General features: G+C 70.3%; 16 protein-coding genes and 1 tRNA gene. 2 read left to right on the top strand and 15 right to left on the bottom strand.

Annotation, left to right across the window (positions count from 1 at the left end; all coding sequences use genetic code 11):
* The first annotated feature begins 293 nt into the window (after positions 1–293).
* Positions 294–1,619 carry a tRNA guanosine(34) transglycosylase Tgt gene (gene tgt, locus EGM46_RS13330; RefSeq protein ID WP_241156353.1) on the top strand — a complete coding sequence of 442 codons (1,326 nt, stop codon included), beginning with the start codon at positions 294–296 and terminating at the stop codon, positions 1,617–1,619.
* A 48-nt stretch (positions 1,620–1,667) separates the two neighbouring features.
* On the opposite strand, the gene EGM46_RS13325 is transcribed toward tgt, so the two are convergent.
* From EGM46_RS13325 to EGM46_RS13305, 5 genes are read right to left on the bottom strand one after another with little or no spacing between them, the layout of a single operon-like run.
* Positions 1,668–2,408 (bottom strand): queuosine precursor transporter, encoded by a 741-nt coding sequence (locus EGM46_RS13325; RefSeq protein WP_241156352.1) that lies wholly within the window; start codon positions 2,406–2,408, stop codon positions 1,668–1,670.
* Positions 2,409–2,421: 13 nt separating this feature from the next.
* Positions 2,422–3,414, bottom strand: a complete 993-nt coding sequence (locus EGM46_RS13320; RefSeq protein ID WP_125100619.1) for an NAD(P)/FAD-dependent oxidoreductase — start codon at positions 3,412–3,414, stop codon at positions 2,422–2,424.
* An 11-nt stretch (positions 3,415–3,425) separates the two neighbouring features.
* Entirely contained in the window at positions 3,426–4,958 is a 1,533-nt protein-coding gene (gene gltX, locus EGM46_RS13315; RefSeq protein ID WP_125100618.1) for a glutamate--tRNA ligase, read from the bottom strand.
* A gap of 10 nt (positions 4,959–4,968) precedes the next feature.
* Positions 4,969–6,288: an MFS transporter gene (locus EGM46_RS13310; RefSeq protein ID WP_241156351.1), complete on the bottom strand. Its 1,320-nt coding sequence runs from the start codon at positions 6,286–6,288 to the stop codon at positions 4,969–4,971.
* Complete coding sequence (locus EGM46_RS13305) at positions 6,285–7,235, bottom strand: LysR family transcriptional regulator (protein ID WP_125100617.1); 951 nt, start codon at positions 7,233–7,235, stop codon at positions 6,285–6,287. The genes EGM46_RS13310 and EGM46_RS13305 overlap by 4 nt, the downstream gene beginning before the upstream one ends.
* A gap of 92 nt (positions 7,236–7,327) precedes the next feature.
* On the opposite strand from EGM46_RS13305, the gene EGM46_RS13300 reads away from it, so the two are divergent.
* On the top strand, positions 7,328–8,392 hold the full coding sequence (locus EGM46_RS13300) for an aminotransferase class V-fold PLP-dependent enzyme (RefSeq protein ID WP_125100616.1): 1,065 nt from the start codon (positions 7,328–7,330) through the stop codon (positions 8,390–8,392).
* Positions 8,393–8,426: 34 nt separating this feature from the next.
* Here the strand turns inward: EGM46_RS13300 and rlmN are convergent, their stop codons facing one another.
* From rlmN to EGM46_RS13250, 10 genes are all read right to left on the bottom strand, one after another.
* On the bottom strand, positions 8,427–9,731 hold the full coding sequence (rlmN, locus tag EGM46_RS13295; protein ID WP_125100615.1) for a 23S rRNA (adenine(2503)-C(2))-methyltransferase RlmN: 1,305 nt from the start codon (positions 9,729–9,731) through the stop codon (positions 8,427–8,429).
* Positions 9,732–9,773: 42 nt separating this feature from the next.
* The gene (locus EGM46_RS13290) at positions 9,774–10,187 is read right to left on the bottom strand and encodes a DUF779 domain-containing protein (RefSeq protein WP_125100614.1); all 414 of its coding nucleotides are present in this window, start codon (positions 10,185–10,187) and stop codon (positions 9,774–9,776) included.
* A gap of 77 nt (positions 10,188–10,264) precedes the next feature.
* Positions 10,265–11,284 carry an alcohol dehydrogenase AdhP gene (adhP, locus tag EGM46_RS13285; RefSeq protein ID WP_125100621.1) on the bottom strand — a complete coding sequence of 340 codons (1,020 nt, stop codon included), beginning with the start codon at positions 11,282–11,284 and terminating at the stop codon, positions 10,265–10,267.
* Between the two features lie 83 nt (positions 11,285–11,367).
* On the bottom strand, positions 11,368–12,891 hold the full coding sequence (gene exaC / locus EGM46_RS13280; RefSeq protein WP_125100613.1) for an acetaldehyde dehydrogenase ExaC: 1,524 nt from the start codon (positions 12,889–12,891) through the stop codon (positions 11,368–11,370).
* A gap of 118 nt (positions 12,892–13,009) precedes the next feature.
* Positions 13,010–14,344, bottom strand: a complete 1,335-nt coding sequence (locus EGM46_RS14760; RefSeq protein WP_164512905.1) for a GAF domain-containing protein — start codon at positions 14,342–14,344, stop codon at positions 13,010–13,012.
* 152 nt (positions 14,345–14,496) lie between these two features.
* The gene (locus EGM46_RS13270; RefSeq protein WP_125100612.1) at positions 14,497–16,401 is read right to left on the bottom strand and encodes a hypothetical protein; all 1,905 of its coding nucleotides are present in this window, start codon (positions 16,399–16,401) and stop codon (positions 14,497–14,499) included.
* A 7-nt stretch (positions 16,402–16,408) separates the two neighbouring features.
* Positions 16,409–17,251 carry a fumarylacetoacetate hydrolase family protein gene (locus EGM46_RS13265; protein WP_125100611.1) on the bottom strand — a complete coding sequence of 281 codons (843 nt, stop codon included), beginning with the start codon at positions 17,249–17,251 and terminating at the stop codon, positions 16,409–16,411.
* Positions 17,248–18,357 (bottom strand): branched-chain amino acid aminotransferase, encoded by a 1,110-nt coding sequence (locus EGM46_RS13260; protein WP_125100610.1) that lies wholly within the window; start codon positions 18,355–18,357, stop codon positions 17,248–17,250. The genes EGM46_RS13265 and EGM46_RS13260 overlap by 4 nt, the downstream gene beginning before the upstream one ends.
* Positions 18,358–18,402: 45 nt before the next feature.
* Positions 18,403–19,461: a 3-isopropylmalate dehydrogenase gene (locus EGM46_RS13255; RefSeq protein ID WP_125100609.1), complete on the bottom strand. Its 1,059-nt coding sequence runs from the start codon at positions 19,459–19,461 to the stop codon at positions 18,403–18,405.
* 179 nt (positions 19,462–19,640) lie between these two features.
* A tRNA-Glu gene (locus EGM46_RS13250) sits at positions 19,641–19,713 on the bottom strand.
* Between the last annotated feature and the right edge of the window lie 133 nt (positions 19,714–19,846).

The raw sequence follows: 19,846 nt of genomic DNA, 5'->3' as shown, positions 1-19,846 counted from the left end.
GAACAGCAACCTGTCCCGAGTCGGAACTCAGCACGCCTCAAAAGGATGAGGGCTGAGATGGGAACGGTGTTCACCATTCGACTCGACGAGAATCTTACTTTACACGACCTGAGCACGGAATTCAAACCCGCCTCGGACCATCAGGTGGAAGATCCGCCACGCTTCCGTTCCCGCCGCTTTCGCTGCGTCCCGGTCGCGCTGACAAGGGATTACATTACGCAGTTCGCGGTGGCACCGCAAACCCTGCCGCGTTCCCGGGCGAGTCTCACCCGGGCGAGTGCTTAGATAGACGGGTGAACGAGCAAATCCCCCTGACTCCCCCGCCCTCCCCCGCCGATTTCGGCTTCACTGTCGATCATCAGCTCGAGCAGGGCACACGGGGAAGCGATGGGGCGCCGCTCGGCCGCGCGGGCACGATCCGCACCCCGCACGGCGAGATTCAGACGCCGGCGTTCATTCCTGTCGGCACGAAGGCCACGGTGAAGGCGGTGCTCCCGGAGACGGTGACCCAGCTCGGCGGACAGGCCGTGCTCGCGAACGCCTACCACCTGTTCCTGCAGCCGGGCTCCGACCTCGTGGATGAGGCCGGCGGGCTCGGCCGCTTCATGAACTGGGACGGCCCGACGTTCACCGACTCCGGCGGGTTCCAGGTCATGTCCCTGGGCGTCGGCTTCAAGAAGGTCATCTCGATGACCGAGACCGCGCACTCCGACGCCGAGGTCATCGCGAAGACCAAGGAGCGCTTGGCGCACGTCGACGAGGACGGCGTCACGTTCAAGTCGTTCATCAACGGCGACAAGCACCGCTTCACGCCCGAGGTGTCGATGCAGATCCAGCACCAGCTCGGTGCGGACATCATCTTCGCCTTCGACGAGTGCACCACCCTCCTCAACACCCGCGCCTACCAGGAGGACTCGGTCGCCCGCACCGCGCGGTGGGCCGTCCGGTGCCTCGACGAGCACGCGCGCCAGACGGAGTCGCGCGGCCACCGGCCGTACCAGGCACTGTTCGGCGTGGTGCAAGGCGCCCAGTATGAGGACCTCCGGCGTGCCGCGGCGCGCGGCCTCGCGGAGATGAGCGGCGCCGACGCCTCGGCGCAGCGCTTTGACGGCTTCGGGATCGGCGGCGCGCTTGAGAAGCGTGAGCTGGGCACCATCGTCTCCTGGGTCACGGATGAGCTGCCCGAGGACAAGCCACGCCACCTGCTCGGGATCTCGGAGCCCGACGACCTGTTCGCGGCGATCGCCGCAGGCGCCGACACCTTCGACTGCGTCGCCCCCTCACGCCAGGCGCGCGGCGGCAGCATGTACTCGAGCACGGGCCGCATCAACGCGAAGGCGGCAACGCAGCGCCGCCGCTTCGAACCCATCGAGGTGGGGTGCGACTGCTACACGTGCGAGAACTACACCGCCGCCTACCTGCACCACCTCTTCAAGGCGAGGGAGATGCTCGCCTCCACGCTCGCGACGATCCACAACGAGCGCTTCATCGTGCGCCTCGTCGACCGGATTCGCGCCAGCATCATCGACGGCACCTTCGCGGAGCTCCGCGACGACGTTCTCGGCCGGATCTACGGCACCGAGTTTGCGCGCGCAGCCGCGGCGGCCAGCCGGGCGTAGGCGACCGCTCGGCGCCGAGCGTAGACGTTCGCTCGGCGCCGGCCGCGGCTACGCCGCGCCGCGCATCTCCGCGGCGCGCACTCGCGAGATCACGCGCGTCGTGATGGGCAGGAGCACCACCTCGGCGAGGACCTTGATCCCGTAGCCGAGCGCGGTGTAGCCGAGGAAGTCCCACCCCTCGAGCACGCCCCAGAAGGCGATCGTGCAGAACACGACGGTGTCGACGACCTGCCCCACCACGGTCGAGGCGATGAGCCGCGTGCGGAGGAATCGGCCGGAGGTGCGTCGGCGCAGCCAGACCAGCACCCACGCGTTGATGAGCTGGCCGGCGAGGAACGCACCCAGGCTCGCCGCGACGATCCGCGGCACGAAGCCGAGCACCGACTCGAACGCCGCCTGATTCTCCCAGCCGGGGGCGGCAGGCGAGAGCTGCGTCACCCAGATGGTGAGCGAGGTGAGCAGCGAGAGCGCGAAGGCGGTGAAGATCGCGCGGCGCGCGGCCTTCAGCCCGTACACCTCCGCGAGCACATCGCCGACGATGTACACGAGCGGGAAGAGGAACACTCCCCCGTCGACGATGAACGGGCCGAGCGACAGCTCGCCGAGCTGGAACGGCCCGAACGCGATGAGCTTCACCGCAACGATGTTCGAGATGAGCAGCAGGCCAACGAAGCTCGCCACCACGACGGCGTACCGCGCACCGGCCGCAGCCGCGCGCGTGCCAGCGGTGGCCGCGGACGCGGCGGCGCGATCCGCCGCGGGAACCGCGTTCGATCCGGTCTCACTCACGAGGACCTCCCGCTCACTCATCGACGAGCCCAACGCCGAGCGCGCCACGGATCATGTCCATGTTCAGCTTCGCCGCAACGCGTGCCCCATTGCCCGCGGCGATGATGAGCTGCTGCGGCCCGGGCGGCACGATGTCACCGACCGCGTAGACGCCGCGCACCGCGGTCTCACCGCGATCGTCGGTCACAACGAGCCCCCAGTCGTCTCGTTCGATGGGCAGATCGCCCATGAACTCAACGGGCGCGTGCCAGCGCGGGCGGACGAAGCCGCCGACGCGCGCGATCACTTCGCCGTCGGCCAGGCGCACACCGGTCATCTCGGCCTTCTCGCCGACGATGTCGTCGATCGCGCGGCGCTCCACCCGGATCCCGATCGCCGCGAGCTGGGCCTCCTGCTCGGGTCGGATCGTGTCGCCGCCGTTCGTGAAGACGATGAGGTCCGAGCTGAAGCGGCTGATCAGCAGTGCGCGAGCGAACAGGTCGGCGGTCTCCCCGATCAGCGCGAGCGGCTTGTCGGTCTTCTCGAAGCCGTCGCACTCCACGCAGCTGTGCAGGGCCGTGCCGTAGTAGGCGCGGATCATCGGTAGCTGCGGGAGCTCCTCGGTGAGGCCGGCGGCGATCAGCACGCGGCGCGCGACGAACTCGACGTCGCCAGCGCCACGGATCCCGGTGCCGCGCACGCGGAAGCCGATCCCGTCGGGGAAGCCGACCGACCGCGCCTCGTCAGCGCTGAGTGGCGTGACCTCGCGGGTCATCGCTTGCGCGAAGATCGCCGAGGGGTACATTTCGAACTCCTCGCGGCCGAGCCGGCGCAGCTCGAGCGGCGAGGCGCCGTCGCGCGTGAGGAAGCCGTGCGACTGCAGCGTGGCCGAGTGCCTGGGGCGGTTGCTATCGAGGATGGCGATCCGCCGATTCGCACGAACCAGTTGGAGTCCCGCGGACAGCCCGGCTGGGCCACCGCCGATGATCGCGACGCCGATTGGCGCCTCGGGCACACGCTCAGTCACGGCTCCTCCTCTTACTCGCCCGCCGCGCCAGCGAGCTGCGTCGCGAGTTTCTGCAGGCGCGCGAGCGTCTCGGTGCGCCCGAGCAGCTCGAACGATTCGAAGAGCGGCGGCGAGACCCTGCGGCCCGACGCCGCGACTCGGAGCGCCCCGAATGCGACGCGCGGCTTCAGCTCCAGGCCGTCGATGAGCGCAGCCTGCAGCGCCTCCTGGATCCGCTCGGTGTTCCAGTTCGCCTCGTCGATCGACTCAAGCGCTGCGGTCCCCGCGGCGAGCACCTGCGGCGCGTCTGACTTCAGCGACTTCAGCGCGTCGTCCTCGTAGCTGAGGGCGTCGGCGGTCGTGAACAGGAAGCCCATCATCGGCGTTACCTCGGAGAGCACCGTCACGCGGCTCTGCACGAGGGGCACGGCGCGGCGCACGATCTCGAGCTGCGCTGCGCTCGGCTCGACGGGGAGCGCGCCGCCCGCGATCAGGTACGGCAGGATTCGCGTGCCGAAGTCGTCCTCGGAGAGGAGGCGAATGTGGTCGGCGTTGATCGAGTCGGCCTTCTTCTGGTCGAATCGCGCCGGGTTCGGGTTCACGTCGCGCACGTCGAACGCCGCGATCATCTCCTCGCTCGTGAACACATCGCGGTCGGGTGCGAGCGACCAGCCGAGCAGCGAGAGGTAGTTCAGCAGCCCCTCGGGCAGGAAGCCACGCTCCCGGTGGTGCAGCAGATTCGACTCGGGATCGCGCTTCGACAGCTTCTTGTTGCCCTCACCAAGCACGTAGGGCAGGTGCCCGAACTGCGGGATCGCCGCCTCGATGCCGAGCTCGACGAGCGCGCGGTGCAGCGCGATCTGGCGCGGGGTCGACGACAGCAGGTCCTCGCCGCGGAGCACGTGGGTGATCCCCATCAGCGCGTCGTCGACGGGGTTCACGAGCGTGTACAGCGGCGCGCCGTTCGGGCGCACCACGACGAAGTCGATCGTGGAGCCGGCGGGGAACGTGATGTCGCCGCGCACGAGGTCCGTGAACGAGAGGTCGACGTCCGGCACACGGAAGCGGAGCGCGGGCTCGCGCCCCTCCGCGCGGAACGCGGCGCGCTGCTCCTCGCTCAGATCACGATCAAAGTTGTCGTAGCCGAGCTGCTTCGGGCGGCCGGCTGCCTCGTTGCGCGCGTCGATCTCCTCGGCGGTCGAGTAGCTCTCGTAGAGGTACCCGGCCTCGCGCAGCCGCGCGATGATGCCCTGGTAGATTTCACCGCGCTGCGACTGACGGTAGGGGCCGTGCTCTCCGCCGGCGTCGATCCCCTCGTCCCAGTCGAGGCCGAGCCAGCGCAGGGAGTCGAGGATCTGGCCGTAGCTCTCCTCGCTGTCACGCGCGGCGTCGGTGTCCTCGATGCGGAACACGAAGGTGCCGCCAGTGTGGCGCGCGTATGCCCAGTTGAAGAGGGCGGTGCGCACCATGCCGACGTGCGGGGTGCCGGTCGGCGAGGGGCAGAAACGGACGCGAACGTCGGAGCCGGTCGCGCTGGAAAACTGGGGGGTCTCGGTGTGTGACATCAGATCTATCCTACCCTCGCGAAGCGCCGACGAGACGAATGGCCACGGCCGCGCCCAGCACGATGAGCGCCCCGGCGACGAACGAGACGAGCGGGAAGCCGCCGACCGCGAAGAGGAGGCCCGATACCGCACCAAACAGCGCACCCGCCGCGTTCATCGAGGTGTCGGACTGCCCCTGGCGCGCGGGTCGATCGGCGCTCGGCGTGAGTTCGGTGACGAGCACCGCGCCGGCGACGGTCACCATGCACCAGCCGATCCCCAGCAGGATGAGCGCGCCCTGGATCACGGGAACCGACTCACCGCCGAAGCCGGTCCCGAGCGCCGCGATCCCCAGCACGCCGAAGCCGGAGAGGATCACGGGGATCGGCCCGAACGTGCTGGTCAGCGCTCCGAACACCGGTGAGAGCGCGTACATGCCGGCGATGTGGAGGCTGATCGTCAGCCCGACGAGGGTGATGCTGCCGCCGTGGTGCGTGAGGTGCAGCGGGGTCATCGCCATGAGCCCGACCATGACCGCGTGCGCGATTGCGATCAGCGCGATCGCGAGGAACTGCGCCGAGCGCGGGGCGCGGGCGCTTGGCGTGTGCTGGGCTGGCGTGTGCTGGGCTGGCGTGTGCTGAGCCGCTGTCTGCGCAGCCGCGGGCTGATCCTTCGCCAGGCCAGCGCCCGCAGCGCCGTCCTGCGGCGCGAGCGCGGCGAGGCGGCGCGCCTCGAGCAGCGGATCCGGGCGGAGCCCGAACCACACGACGAGCCCGGCGGCGATCTGCGCGGCAATCGTGAAGAAGAAGATGCCGGCGAGGCCGGGCAGGCCGAGCGCTTCGCCGAGCTGCTCGCCGGGGCCGATGAGGTTCGGGCCGGTGACCGCGCCGATCGTGATCGACCAGACCACCAGTGAGAGGTCGCGCGCGCGGTGCTCCGGCAGCGCGAGGTCGGCGGCGGCGAACCGCGACTGCAGCTGCACGGCGACCGCGATACCGAGCACGGCGAGGCCGACGAAGAGCAGCACCGACCAGCGCTGCGCCGACGCGAGCACCACGAGCACGGCGCCGAGCACGGCGATCGCGTTGCCCGTCGCGAGTGCGACGCGGCGTCCCCGCCGTGCCGCGAGGCGCGCGAGCGGCATGCCGGCGATGGCCGCGCCGACCGCGTTCATGGTGGAGCCGAAGCCGGAGAGCGCAGGGTTTCCGGTGATGTCGGCGATGAGCAGCGCGCCGGCGGAGAGCGACGCCCCGACCCCCAGCCCGCCGAGGATCGTCGCGAGCGCGAGCACGGCGACCATGCGGCGCTGCACGCCGGCGGGCGCGCGGTGCGGCAGGGTTTCGACGCTCACGCGATCACCTCGAGGCCCCAGCGCGCGCCGTCGACACCGGCGAGCAGCCGCTTCGCGAGGCGCACCTGCGGGCTTTCGTTCGCGGTCGCCATGGACACGATCCCGATCGTGCGGTACCGCGGCGGGTCGAGCGGGAGGGCGCGCGCGTCATCGGGAAGCGTGCGCGCAGCGGCGAGCGCGAGGCCGGGAACGAGCGCCACCGCGCCGCCGGCCGCCGCCATGGCGAGCATTGCCGGCACGTTGTCCGTCTCCTGGATGATGTCGGGTTCGAACCCGGCCTCGCCCGCGGCGCTCAGCAGGTGGCCGCGGCACTTCTCGCAGCCGGCGATCCAGTGCTCGTGCGAGAAGTCGTCGAGTCGCGCCGAGTCGCCGTCGACCTGCCGATCATCGGAGACGACGAGCTTCACCTCTTCGCGCCAGAGCGGCAGGTAGGCGCTCCCCGCGGGGAGTTCGGCTGCGCCCTCGTAGTCGAAGATCAGCGCACAGTCGACCTCGCCATCGCGGAGCATGCCCGCGGCGGCCGGGGGCTCCGCCTCGCGGTACTGCAGCGCGACGTCGGGAGCCTCAGCGGCGAGGCGGCGCATGAGGTCGGGCACGAGCGTCGCCGAGGCGGAGGGGAAGCCGACCATGCGCAGCGTCCCGGCGCGTTCGCCGCGCAGGTCGTCGATCGCGGCGAGCGCGGCGTCGATCTCCGCGACGACGGTGCGCCCGTGCTCCGCGAGGATCTGCCCGGCCGTCGTGAGGCGGATGCCGCGCCCGCTGCGTTCGATGAGCGGGACCGCGAGACGCGTCTCGACGCGCTTGATGCGCTGGCTCACGGCGGGCTGGCTGAGGCCGAGGCTGCCCGCCGCGGCGGTGAGCGATCCCGTTGTGGCGAGCGCGTGGAGGATCCGCAGCTCAGTGGAGTCGATCGAGCCGATCGGGTCGGCGGTGCGCTGGGTGGTCATGCCGTGAGTCTACCCGAGACATAACGAAGGGCGCAGCAAACGAATCGAATGATTCTGTTTCATTATGCGTGGTGCTCCCCTATCCTGGCGTCATGCGTCTCTCACAGCACCCCAACGACTGGGCGGCGAGCTTCGCCGCGGGCCCCGGCTACCTCTCCGCGTGCACCGCGGGCCTGCCAAGCGACGCGACGGTCGATGCCATGCAGGCGTTCGTCGCGCGCTGGGCCGGGGGCGGGCTCGACGCGAGGCAGCTGAGTCGGGATGCCGAAGAGGCCCGCTCGCTCTACGCGCGGGTCGCGGGCGTCCCGAGCGATCGCGTCGCGCTCGGGACGCAGGTCTCGCAGCTCGTCTCGGTCGTGGCCTCGGGTCTGCCGGACGGGGCCGAGGTGCTCTGCGCGGCGGGCGACTTCGCATCGCTCACCCACCCGTTCGAGCACCTCCGGCACCGCGGCGTCACCGTGCGCTACGCGCCGGTTGCCGAGCTGGCCGACGCGATCGGGCCGCGCACCGCGCTCGTCGCCTTCTCGCTCGTGCAGTCCGCGTCGGGCGAGGTGGCCGACGCCGACGCGATCCGCGCCGCCGCGGCGCAGGCGGGGGCACGCACGCTCGTCGATCTCACGCAGTCGCTCGGCTGGTTGCCGCGCGGCGCCGAGGGCTTCGACTTCACCGTGTGCCACGCCTACAAGTGGCTCTGCGCCCCACGCGGCACGGCGTTCCTCACGGTGAGCACCGGGCTCGAAGAGACCCTGCATCCGCTCGCAGCTGGCTGGTACTCCGCCGATGACGTGTGGAGCTCCTGCTACGCGGGGCACACGCCGCTCGCGGCCGGCGCCGGCCGCTTCGATCTCTCCCCCGTGTGGTCCGTCATCGGCGGAACGATCGCCGCGCTCCGCGAGTGCCTCGACCGCGATCCCGCGGCGGTGCACGCGCACGCCACGGGCCTCGCGGCAGCCGCCCGGGCGCGCCTCGGGCTCCCGGAAGCACTGCCCGGACGGGAGTCGGCGATCGTCACCTGGGCCGATCCCGAGGGCTCGGATCTCGCCGCGCTCACCGCCGCGGGAGTCACGGCGTCCGGCCGCGCGGGCAACGCCCGGATCGCGTTCCACCTCTGGAACACCGCGGAGGACGTCGACCTCGTGGGCCGCACGCTCCGCTAGCTCCGCTGGCTCCGCAGAACCGCCGCGTCGCGACCTAGGCCTCGGCGAAGGCCGCGGCCTCCGCCTTGTCCTGCTCGGTGGCAACGAGCTGCCCGCACGCGCCATCGATCTCCTTGCCACGCGTGTCGCGGAGCGTGGTCGGGATGCCCGCCGCGTTGAGCCGGTCGACGAACTCGCGGGTCACCTCGCGCGTCGACGACGTCCAGATCGAGCCGGGCGTCGGGTTGAGCGGGATCGGGTTCACGTGCACCCAGCCGCGGCCGCGCTGGTTGAGCCGCTCAGCGAGCAGGTCCGCACGCCACGCGTGATCGTTCATGTCCTTGATGAGCGCGTACTCGATCGACACGCGGCGGCCGGTCTTCTCGTAGTAGCCGTATGCGGCGTCGAGTACCTCGTCGACCTTCCACCGGCTGTTCACGGGGATCAGCTCGTCGCGCAGCTGATCATCGGGCGCGTGCAGCGACAGCGCGAACGTGATCGCGAGATCCTCGTCGGCCAGCTTTCGGATGGCCGGCGCAAGCCCCACCGTCGACACGGTGATGCCGCGGGCCGACATACCGAGCCCCTCGGGCGCCGGCGCCACCATGCGGTGCACCGCGTTCATCACGCGCTTGTAGTTGGCGAGCGGCTCACCCATACCCATGAACACGATGTTGTTCACGCGCTCGGCCTCCGCGCCGTTGCCCTCCTCGCGCGCGCGGCCGAGGCCGCCCTCCGCGATGACGCGGTTGGCCTGCACGACCTGGTCGAGGATCTCGGCCGTTGACATGTTGCGGGTGAGCCCCGCCTGTCCGGTCGCGCAGAACGGGCAGTTCATGCCGCAGCCGCACTGGCTGGAGACGCAGAGCGTGATGCGGCCGGGGTAGCGCATCAGCACCGACTCGACGAGCGCGCCGTCGAACAGCCGCCACAGGAACTTGATCGTCGAGCCGTCGTCAGTGACGAGCCGCTTCACCTCGGTGAGGAGCGGCGGGAACAGCGCCTCGGCCACCTCCGCGCGGCGATCCTTCGGGAGGTCGGTCATCTGCTCGGGGTCGGTGACGTAGTTGTCGAAGTACTGCTTGGAGATCTGCTTCGCCCGGAACTTCGGGAGCCCGAGCTCCACGATCTTCGCCTCCCGCTCCGCGAGCGTCAGGTCAGCGAGGTGGGTTGCCGGCTGCTTCACGCGCGGCGACGCGAACTGCAGCGTCGGGCGGCCGTCGGGGCTCGTGAGCTGGGTCCAGCCCTCCGTCTTCGGGCGCACCTGCGGGCGCCGCGCAAGCCCGCCCGTGTTGGGGCGGGTCTTGATGAACTTCGCTTCCTCAGCGCCGCGTTCGTGATTCAGCTTGTTGGGATCCACTGCTCTATTGTCGCAGGTCAAACTGCGTGTCCGGTCACCTCGTCACAGCAGGCGGGAGCGGATGAGGAATCGCTCACCCTCCGGAGCTTCGAGCGAGAAGCCGCTCCCCCGTCCGGGAACAGCGTCGACCGTGAGGTGCGTGTGCGCCCACAGCTCGAACTGCTCACGCGACATCCAGAACGGAATCTCGCGTGATTCTGCGCCAGATTCGCCAGCCGGCTCGAGTTCCAGCGTGCCGAGCAGCACGTCCTGTCCCCCGGTGCGGAACTCGCCGGCCTGGTAGCACATGGGGGCGCTGCCGTCGCAGCAGCCGCCCGACTGATGAAACATGAGCGGCCCGTGCATCACCCAGAGTCGCTCGATGAGCGCGAGCGCTGCCGGCGTGAACGCCAGGCGGCTCTCGGACTCACCGTCGACCTCCGGTCGGGCGGCGCGGCTGTGATCCTGATCGGACATCGTCGTCTCCTCACATCGTGGTGGGTGCGCGGGCCCGGGGCAGGTGATCCGCCCCGGGCCCGCACGGGTGTCCCGCGCTACGCGGTCGCGAGCCGCAGGACCACGCGGCCGTCGATCTTGCCCGCGCGCATCTCGTCGAGCACCTCGTTCACGTCGTCGAGCGGGCGCTCGGCGACGGTCGGGTGGATGAGACCGCGCGCGTAGAAGTCGAGCGCCTCGATCATGTCCTGCCGGGTCCCGACGATCGAACCGCGGATCGTGAGCCCTTTCAGCACGATGTCGAAGATGGGGGCGGGGAAATCCCCCGGGGGCAGGCCGTTGAACACGATCGTGCCGCCGCGGCGGGTCATCCCGATCGCCTGGCCGAACGCCGAGGGGTGCACCGCGGTGACGAGCACGCCGTGGCTCCCGCCGGTCTGACGCTGGATCGCCTCGACGGGATCCTCGTTCAGCGCGTTGACGGTCACCTCGGCGCCGTACTTCTTCGCGAGCGCGAGCTTATCGTCAGCGATGTCGACCGCCGCGACCCGCATGCCCATCGCCACGGCGTACTGCACGGCGATGTGCCCGAGCCCGCCGATCCCGGAGATCACGACCCACTGCCCCGGGCGCACCCCGGTGACCTTCAACCCCTTGTACACGGTCACCCCGGCGCACAGCACCGGCGCAACCTCGACCGGGTCGGAGCCCGCAGGCACGACCGCCGCGTAGTCGGCGTCGATCAGCATGTACTCGGCGAACGAGCCGTCCACGGAGTAGCCGCCGTTCTGCTGCTGCTCACAGAGGGTTTCCCAGCCGGTGCGGCAGTGCTCGCAGTGGCCGCACGCCGACCAGAGCCAGGCGTTGCCAACGAGGTCGCCGACCGCGAGGTTGGTGACGCCCTCGCCGACGGCGTCGACAACACCGACGCCCTCGTGGCCGGGGATGAAGGGCGGGCTCGGCTTCACCGGCCAGTCACCCTCGACCGCGTGCAGGTCGGTGTGGCAGACGCCCGTGGTGAGCACGCGGACGAGTGCTTGGCCGGGCCCCGGAGTGGGAACTGCCTGTTCGGCAACATCCAGGCGTGCGCCGAAGCTCGGCACGGAGGCGGCGCGCATCGTTGAGGTGGTCATGTGAGATTCCTTTCGACGGTGGAGCGGTGTCTCGGAGACATTCGAGTGGCTGGCTGCTGGCAGGCGGCCTAGAAGAAGCCGTCCGCCGTCTCCTTGTAGCTGACGAGCAGGTTCTTGGTCTGCTGGTAGTGGTCGAGCATCATGAGGTGGTTCTCGCGCCCGATGCCGCTGGACTTGTAGCCACCGAACGCGGCGTGCGCCGGGTACGCGTGATAGTTGTTGACCCAGACGCGGCCGGCCTGGATCGCGCGGCCGGCGCGGTACGCCGTGTTGCCGTTGCGGCTCCAGACGCCAGCGCCCAGGCCGTACAGCGTGTCGTTCGCGATCCGCACGGCGTCGTCGAAGTCGGTGAACGTGGTGGCCGCGACGACGGGGCCGAAGATCTCCTCCTGGAACACGCGCATCGAGTTGTCCCCGCGGAAAATGGTGGGCTGGATGTAGAAGCCGTCGGCGAACTCGCCGCCGAGGTCGGCGACGCCGCCGCCGGTGAGCACCTGCGCCCCCTCCTGCGTGCCGATGTCGAGGTACGACTTGATCTTCTCGAACTGGTCGTTCGAGGCCTGCGCCCCCATCATCGTGTCGGTGTCGAGCGGGTTGCCGCGCGTGATCCGCTCGGTCCGCTCCACTACCGCGTCGAGGAAGTCGTCGGCGATCGACGCTTGGATGAGCGAGCGCGAGGGGCACGTGCACACCTCGCCCTGATTGAGGGCGAACATCGTGAAGCCCTCCTTCGCCTTGTCGAAGTAGGCGTCATCCTGCGCCATGACGTCCTCGAAGAACAGGTTCGGGCTCTTGCCGCCGAGCTCGAGCGTCACCGGGATGATGTTCTCCGATGCGTACTGCATGATGAGGCGGCCGGTGGTCGTCTCGCCGGTGAACGCGATCTTGCGGATCCGCTTGTTCGTCGCGAGCGGCTTCCCCGCCTCGGCGCCGAAGCCGTTGACGATGTTCACGACACCGGCCGGCAGCAGGTCGCCGATCAGTTCGAAGAGTACCAGGATGGACGCTGGCGTCTGCTCGGCGGGCTTCAGCACGATCGCGTTGCCCGCGGCGAGCGCCGGTGCCAGCTTCCAGGTCGCCATGAGGATCGGGAAGTTCCAGGGGATGATCTGGCCGACCACGCCGAGCGGCTCGTGGAAGTGGTAGGCGACCATGTCCTCGGTGATCTGGGAGAGGCCGCCCTCCTGCGCGCGGATCGCGCCGGCGAAGTAGCGGAAGTGGTCGATCGCGAGCGGGATGTCGGCGTTCAGCGTCTCGCGGACGGCCTTGCCGTTGTCCCAGGTCTCGGCGACCGCGAGGAGCTCAAGGTTCTGCTCCATCCGGTCGGCGATCTTGTTGAGCACGATCGCGCGCTCGGCCGGGCTCGTCTGCCCCCAGGCCGGTGCTGCGGCGTGCGCGGCGTCGAGCGCCGCCTCGATGTCCTCGGCGGTGCCGCGCGCGATCTCGCAGAACGCCTTGCCGGTCACCGGGGTGACGTTCTCGAAGTACTGGCCCTTCACCGGCCGCACCCACTGGCCGCCGATGTAGTGCTCGTAGCGGCTCTTGAACGTGACCAGCGAATCCGGCTGACCTGGGGCTGCGTACACAGTCATGACGTGTCTCCTTTGACATCGTTGCGGGTGCCGGGGATCCCCGGTGGTCCGAACGTAGCGCCAGAGAGGTTGCGTTCATGTTGCACGCGTGTTGCAGCGAGGTTTCGGCGCGCTCGCCCTACGGTTCCGCGAGCAGCGCTTCGAGCTTGGCGACCGCGTGCGCGCGCAGCGGAGAGCGCGCCGGCAGCACCTGCAGCACGGTCTCCCAGACGTGCGCGTCAGCGCCAGCCCAGCGCTGCGCGTAGTCGAACAGCTGCTCGGGATCCGCGCGCTCGAGCATCGTCTCCCGCAGCGTCGCGTCGAGTTCCGCGCGCAGGCGCTCCGCGACGGGCGCGGTCGAGGCGGGCAGCACGGGCCCAGGGTATGCGGCGAGCACGCGCGCGTGTTCCCCGGCGTCCAGGCGTTCGAGCGCCTGCCCGGCGTCAACGCGGAGCTCGCCGTCGAGCGCGTAGGGCCGCGAGCGGAGCGCGAGCGGCACGCCCTCGGCCGCGAGCCAGCGGCGCAGCCGCACGAGCTCAGCGCGCAGTGTCTGCTCCGCGTCCGCGCGGCCGTAGACGGCCTCCGCGAGCTGCTCGGCGCTGCATCCGCTCGGCGACGCGGTAAGGGCGAGCAGGATCTCGGCGTGCCGGCCGGCGAGGGTGGCCGCCGCCCCACCCCACTCGAGCGTCGCGTCCTCGCGACCCAGCACGCGGAGCAGGGGCGTGGCGGGTGACTCGGGCACAGCAGCCGGCACGCGCGCCGCCACCGGCACCTGTACCTGCACCGGCCCCGCCGCCTGCACCGCCGCGCCCGCCGTCCGCGGCGGCCCCAGCAGCTCGCGCAGCCGCGCCAGCTGCAGCTCGGCCTCGATCGCGGCGAGCGTGGCCTGCAGGAGCGGCAACAGGTGCGGCGAGGCGGCGCTGTCCCCGCCCGTCACATCGACCACGCCGAGGATCTCACCGCTCAGCGGGTCGTGCACGGGGGCAGCGGTGCAGCTCCACTCGTGCACCGCGCGGCTGAAGTGCTCGGCGCCGAGCACCTGCAGCGCCTGATCCAGTTCGATCGCGCTGCCCGGGGCGCTCGTGCCGACCGAGTGCTCCGACCAGTCCATGCCGGCCCGGAAACCCATCTCCGCTGCCCGGGTGCGCAGCCGCGCGTCGCCGTCCACCCAGAGCAGGCGCCCGGCCGCGTCGCCCACCGCGACGATCAGCCCGGACTCGCGCGCCTCGTCGAAGAGGAGCTTGCGGATCACGGGGAGCACGCTGGACAGCGGGTGGATCCTGCGCAGCTCCTCCAGCGCGGCGTCGTCGAGCGCGGGGCGTTCGAGCACGCGATCCGGGTGGATGGTGCCGCGCTGCGAGCGCAGCCACGAGTCGAGCACGAACGGACGTACCTCGGGGGTCGACGCGAAGCGCTCGCGAAGCTCCAGCTCCGCGTTCGGGTCGTGCAGTTCGGCTCCCGCCGCTGAGCTCACGAAGGTTTCGTGCGCGCGTTCAAGCGCCAACCGGCGTTCCCGGACTGATTCTCCGCGCTGCAGCGCCTGCCATGAGCTCGGCACCTGACCTCCTCGTTGCGGCCCTCGTTGCCTCCTGAGCGTAGCCCATGTGGCGGTCGCTGTGGCTGCGATTATCCAGAGCTTCGATGGGCTCCCGCGGCGCGGTGGGAGAGCCGCCGTCGCAGCTTCACCAGCATCAGCGCGAAGGAACCGACGAGGAGCAGTCCGAAGAGCCCGGCCCCGACCCAGAGATTCGGGATAATGCCGACAATTCCGATGAACGCGATGGCGAGCAGCAGCAGCATGTCGCGCACCTCGTTGCCGAACTGTTGCAACCGTGCTGGCCTGGCGCGAACGACCGCGAGTTGCTGCGCGCCGAGCCCGAGCCGAGCACGCGTTGCCGCGTCGACGAAGAGGGTCGGAATGTCGGGATGGATCCCGAGCGTGCTCCTGGCCCCGGGGAAGCGGTCGTCCCAGCTCCCGTTCGACACGCGCACGCGCTCCTGCCAGACGTCCTCCGGCAGCTGGAACGCCTTGACGACGAGCGTGCGCACCCGACCGCTGTGGTCCGCGGCACCCTCCAGCACCACGTAGTCGCCGCTCGAGATCCCGAGCAGCTGGAGCGAGAGCTCGCTCATCAGGCAGACCTCGCGCTCGGTGCTCGATGGGTCGGCGAGTGTCACCCGGAACGAGACGTAGTTGGGGGTGCCCAGTACGACATCGAACAGCTCACGGCGCTCGATCGACACGGGGCGAAGCAGCGCTCGCTCGCCCACCTCGAGCCCCGCGCCCATGCGGAGCATGTGGTCGACCTCGATCACATCGGGATCGGCGCTCGGCGCGTCGTCCCGCTCGGAGCGGTAGACCGATGCGATGACCCGCGGCGCACGCCCGGCAACGCCGAGGTGCAGTGCTTCCGAAACCAGCTCAACCTCCGCCGGATCGCCGAGCGCCGCGCGGACGCGATCGCCCAGCCGAACCACGGAGTTGCCGTTTCGTTCCAGGAGGTCGTGGGTCCGCCCGACGGTGACGCTCAGCGCCTCGGTGTCAGCGCGACGGCTCGGCGCCCGCTGCGGGAACGGCAGCCCGTACCGCCGCGCTTCGGCCCCGATCTCATCGGCGCGCTCGGCGAGCGTGTTGCGATGCAACGTGTGACCGCTGCGCTGCACCACGTCGAGCGAAGCCTGCGCGCCAGGGGCCGCTGCGAGGAGCTCGGCGGGGGTGGTGCCCCACGCGTCGGCGCACGCGCGATCGGAGAGCAGCGTCTCGAGCGCGCGCTCCTGCGTGTGGAGCCGCCTCGCGGCGACCGACGCCGGCTCGGTGTGGTCCGACGCCGCGAGCCCGGGCTCAGCCCCGCCAAGGATGAAGGGTCCGCGCTCGTCGCCGAGCGCCCCGTGTTCGGCGACGTAGACGTACGCGCCGGGGAGCCGCTCACCCGTCTCGAGGAGGATCTGCGCGTCGTCCACCCACACGCGGCGATACCACGGCGACTCCGTGGCGTCGATGGCGCGGAGCTGGCCACGACTCACGAACTGCACGGTGACGGCGGTCTCCGCGCCAGCCTCCGGGAACATCGTCGCCGGCAGATACCCTGCGGGGGCGAGGAAGCTCGTGAAGCCCACACGGTAGCCACTGATCCTGGCCCGAATCGAGGGGATCACGAGCTGCGTGGTCTCGCTCGCGAACTTGTTGCGCAGCTGGGCCGGCGCGGCATTCGATCCGATCGCGATCACCGGAACGAGGCTGTCCGCGATCGCCCCGGTGAGTTCCTCCAGCACACTGTTCAGCGTGGGAGGGACGCGGTGCGAGAGCCCGAGCTCGTTCGCGGCCCGCTCGTCGATCGCCACGCGGCAGCTCCCCAGGCGCTGCTCTGTGGCGGCGTTCCACGCGAGGTGGTCGTTCCACCGGTCGAGGATTCGCCACACGTCGTGCTGCGTGATCAGGACAGAAGCCGCTGGCACCGCCCCGGGATAGCTGAGCGGGTCGCGCCGGGGCGCCGCATCCCCGCTGAACTCGGGGCCGTTCCAGGTGAGCACGGGCGGGCTACTCGGCCGAGTTCGGTGCGGCCGAGTTCGGTGCGGGAGAGCTCGGCGCGGCGTCGCGAACCGGGTTGCGGAGAATGCCGATTCCCTCGATCTCCACCTCGACCGTGTCGCCGTCCGCGAGGAGGCCAACACCTGCCGGCGTGCCGGTGAGGATCACGTCGCCTGGCAGCAGCGTGAACGCCTGCGAGGCGAACGCCACGATCTTCGCGAGCGAGTGGATCAGCTGGGCCGTACTGCCCTCCTGGCGCACCTCGCCGTTCACCCGCGTCACGATGCGTGCGTCAGCGAGATCCGGATCCGTTTCGATGACCGGGCCGAGCGGGCAGAACGTGTCGAATCCCTTGCCGCGCGTCCACTGGCCGTCAGCGATCTGCAGGTCGCGCGCGGTCACGTCGTTCGCGCACGTGAAGCCGAAGACGTAGCTCAGCGCGTCCTCCTCGGACACGTTCTTCGCCATCGCGCCGATCACCATGGCCAGCTCGCCCTCGTGCTCGACGCGATCCGAGATCTCGGGGCGCAGGATCGCGTCGCCCGGGCCGATCACCGAGGTGTTGGGCTTCAGGAACAGCACGGGCTCAACGGGGGTCTCGCCCCCGGTGACGTCGGCCATCTCAGCGATGTGGTCCGCGTAGTTCTTGCCGACGCACACCACCTTCGAGCGCGGAATCACCGGTGCGAGCAGGCGCACATCGGTGAGCTTCACCCGGCGCCCGGTCGTGTCGAAGCCGGCGACGATGGGGTCGGCGCGGAGCTCGACGAGCTCGACGCCGTCGCCGTGCTCGGCCTGGTCGAGGATCCCGAACGAGATCTCCCCGTCGAGCAGGAAGCGTGCGACCTTCATCGCGCCTCCACCGCCGCGGGCTCGGTGATCTGCGTGAGCCAGCCGTGCCGGTCCTCGCGGGTGCCGAACTGGATGCCGGTGAGCTCCTCGCGCAGCGACATGGTGAGCTCGCCCGGAGCGGCGTCGCCGAAGTCGATGACGAAGTCCTCCGACTTGAGCTGCTGGATCGGGGTGATCACCGCGGCGGTGCCGCAGGCGAACGCCTCCGTGATCGTCCCGTCAGCGACGCCCTCGCGCCACTCGCTGACCGTGATCTCGCGCTCCTCAACAGCGTGGCCGCGATCCTTCGCGAGCTGGATCAGGCTCCGGCGGGTGATGCCGTCGAGGATGTTGCCGTTCAGCTGCGGGGTGAGGACGGTGCCGTCGGCGCGCACGAGGAACAGGTTCATGCCGCCCAGCTCGTCGATGGTGTCGACGGTCGCCGAGTCCGTGAAGAGCACCTGCTGGCAGCCGTGCTCGGCCGCGACCTGCTGCGGCAGCAGCGACGCGGCGTAGTTGCCGCCGCACTTCGCTGCCCCGGTGCCGCCCCGGCCAGCGCGGGCGAGGTCCTGAGAGAGCCAGATCGAGACCGGCTTCACTCCGCCGGAGAAGTAGGGGCCGGCCGGGCTGGCGATGATGAGGAAGCGGGCGCGCTCCGCCGACCGCACGCCGAGGAAGCTCTCGTCGGCGATCATGAAGGGGCGGAGGTACAGGCTCTGATCGGCGCCGCTCGGCACCCAGTCGGCGTCGATGCGCACGAGCTCGCGCACGCCCTGCACGAAGATCTCCTCGGGGATCTCGGGCAGCGCGAGGCGCACGGCCGACTCGTTCAGTCGCCGCGCGTTCGCCTCGGGGCGGAACGTGACGATCGAGCCGTCGGCGCGGCGGTACGCCTTCAGCCCCTCGAAGATCTCCTGCCCGTAGTGCAGCACGGACGACGCGGGGTCCATCTGGATCGGGCCGTACGGGATCACCTCAGCGTCGTGCCACCCGGCTTCCTTGGTCCACGTGACCGAGACCATGTGGTCGGTGAAGACGTTGCCGAAGCCGGGGTCTGCGAGGAGCGCCTCGCGCTCGGCGGCGGGCCGCCGCTCGGCTTCGGTGTGGGTGAATGCCAGGTCAGTCATGTGGGTACTTTCTCGCGAGGTCGAAGGGTGCGCGGAACGTGCGGCTTAGCGTGCGGGGATCGCGGCGATCACCGCTGCGCCGACCGTTGCGGTCGGGCGGGGCTCGGACCCCCGGGTGGCGAGATCCGCGCGCACCGCGTCTCGGACGCGGTCGCCCTCGGTGCCGAGGCCCAGGTGGTCGAGCAGGAGTGCCGCGGACAGGATCGCCGCGGTCGGGTCCGCCTTCTGCTGCCCAGCGATGTCGGGCGCAGAGCCGTGTACGGGCTCGAACATGCTCGGGAACGTGCCGTCCGGATTGATGTTGCCTGACGCCGCGAGCCCGATGCCGCCGCCGATCGCGCCGGCGACGTCAGTCAGGATGTCTCCGAACAGGTTATCAGTGACGATGACGTCAAAGCGCGCCGGATCCTGCACCATGTGGATCGTTGCGGCGTCGACGTGCATGTAGTCGACCGCGATCTCCGGGTACTCGGCGGCGACGGTCTGCACGATGCGCTGCCACATCGCCCCGGCGAACACGAGCACGTTGGTCTTGTGCACCCACGTGAGCTTCTTGCGCGGGCGGGCCTGCGCGGTTTCGAAAGCGTAGCGCACGACGCGCTCGACACCCATCGCGGTGTTGACGGAGACCTCGGTGGCGACCTCGTTCGGGGTGCCGGGGCGCAGCGCGCCGCCGTTGCCTGCGTAGGGGCCCTCGGTGCCCTCGCGCACCACGACGAAGTCGACCGCGCCGGGATCGCGGAGCGCCGACTCGACGCCGGGGAACAGCGTGCACGGGCGCACGTTGGCGTAGTGCTCGAAGTCGAAGCGCAGCTTGAGGAGCAGGCCGCGCTCGATGTTCGCGTTCTTCAGGCGGGGGTCCCCTGGCACGCCGCCGACGGCGCCGAACAGGATCGCGTCGTGCTCGGCGATGGCCTGCTGCTCGGCCTCGGGCAGGGTCTCCCCCGTCTCGAGGAAGCGCTCCGCGCCCAGCTTGAACTCGGTGCGCGCGAGCTCAACGTCGCCTCCGGCGAGAACCGCGTCGAGGACGAGGTTCGCCTGCTCGATCACCTCCGGGCCGATGCCGTCGCCGGGAAGGACTGCGAGCTTGATGGTGCGGGTCACTGAGCGCTCCTCATTGTGCTTGACGAATACTCCCTCAAGCATACTTCCCGGGGCGGCGCGGGTGTGGGTGGCGCGGGTGTGGGTGGAGTGATGCAGCGGGGGCCGCGCGGGCGCTCCCCACTATTGCCGCGACCCCAAAAACACGAAAGCCCCACCCGAGGGTGAGGCTTTCGATCCGGTGACCCCAGCGGGATTCGAACCCGCGTTACCGCCGTGAGAGGGCGGCGTACTAGGCCGCTATACGATGGGGCCGGACGCTGCTGCCTGGCCCGAGGTCTCCCCCGCTGCGCTGGCAACCTGACTATCTTGGCACACATCAGGCGCTCCGCAAAATCGGCTTCGGGGACGTGATCTGCGCACAGCTGAGCCGCGCTGGGTGTGGCGG

This window comes from Leucobacter chromiireducens (assembly GCF_003917135.1).
GTDB classification, from domain to species: domain Bacteria; phylum Actinomycetota; class Actinomycetes; order Actinomycetales; family Microbacteriaceae; genus Leucobacter; species Leucobacter chromiireducens_A.
This window is presented reverse-complemented; position numbering and strand designations above follow the sequence as displayed.

Excerpts from the sequence above, each read along its gene's own strand:
- EGM46_RS13300 (WP_125100616.1), top strand. The coding sequence starts at position 7,328 with ATGCGTCTCTCACAGCACCCCAACGACTGGGCGGCGAGCTTCGCCGCG.
- EGM46_RS13305 (WP_125100617.1), bottom strand. The coding sequence starts at position 7,235 with ATGACCACCCAGCGCACCGCCGACCCGATCGGCTCGATCGACTCCACT.
- EGM46_RS13260 (WP_125100610.1), bottom strand. The coding sequence starts at position 18,357 with ATGACTGACCTGGCATTCACCCACACCGAAGCCGAGCGGCGGCCCGCC.
- gltX (WP_125100618.1), bottom strand. The coding sequence starts at position 4,958 with ATGTCACACACCGAGACCCCCCAGTTTTCCAGCGCGACCGGCTCCGAC.
- adhP (WP_125100621.1), bottom strand. The coding sequence starts at position 11,284 with ATGCGCGCCGCCTCCGTGCCGAGCTTCGGCGCACGCCTGGATGTTGCC.
- EGM46_RS13290 (WP_125100614.1), bottom strand. The coding sequence starts at position 10,187 with ATGTCCGATCAGGATCACAGCCGCGCCGCCCGACCGGAGGTCGACGGT.
- EGM46_RS13265 (WP_125100611.1), bottom strand. The coding sequence starts at position 17,251 with ATGAAGGTCGCACGCTTCCTGCTCGACGGGGAGATCTCGTTCGGGATC.
- exaC (WP_125100613.1), bottom strand. The coding sequence starts at position 12,891 with ATGACTGTGTACGCAGCCCCAGGTCAGCCGGATTCGCTGGTCACGTTC.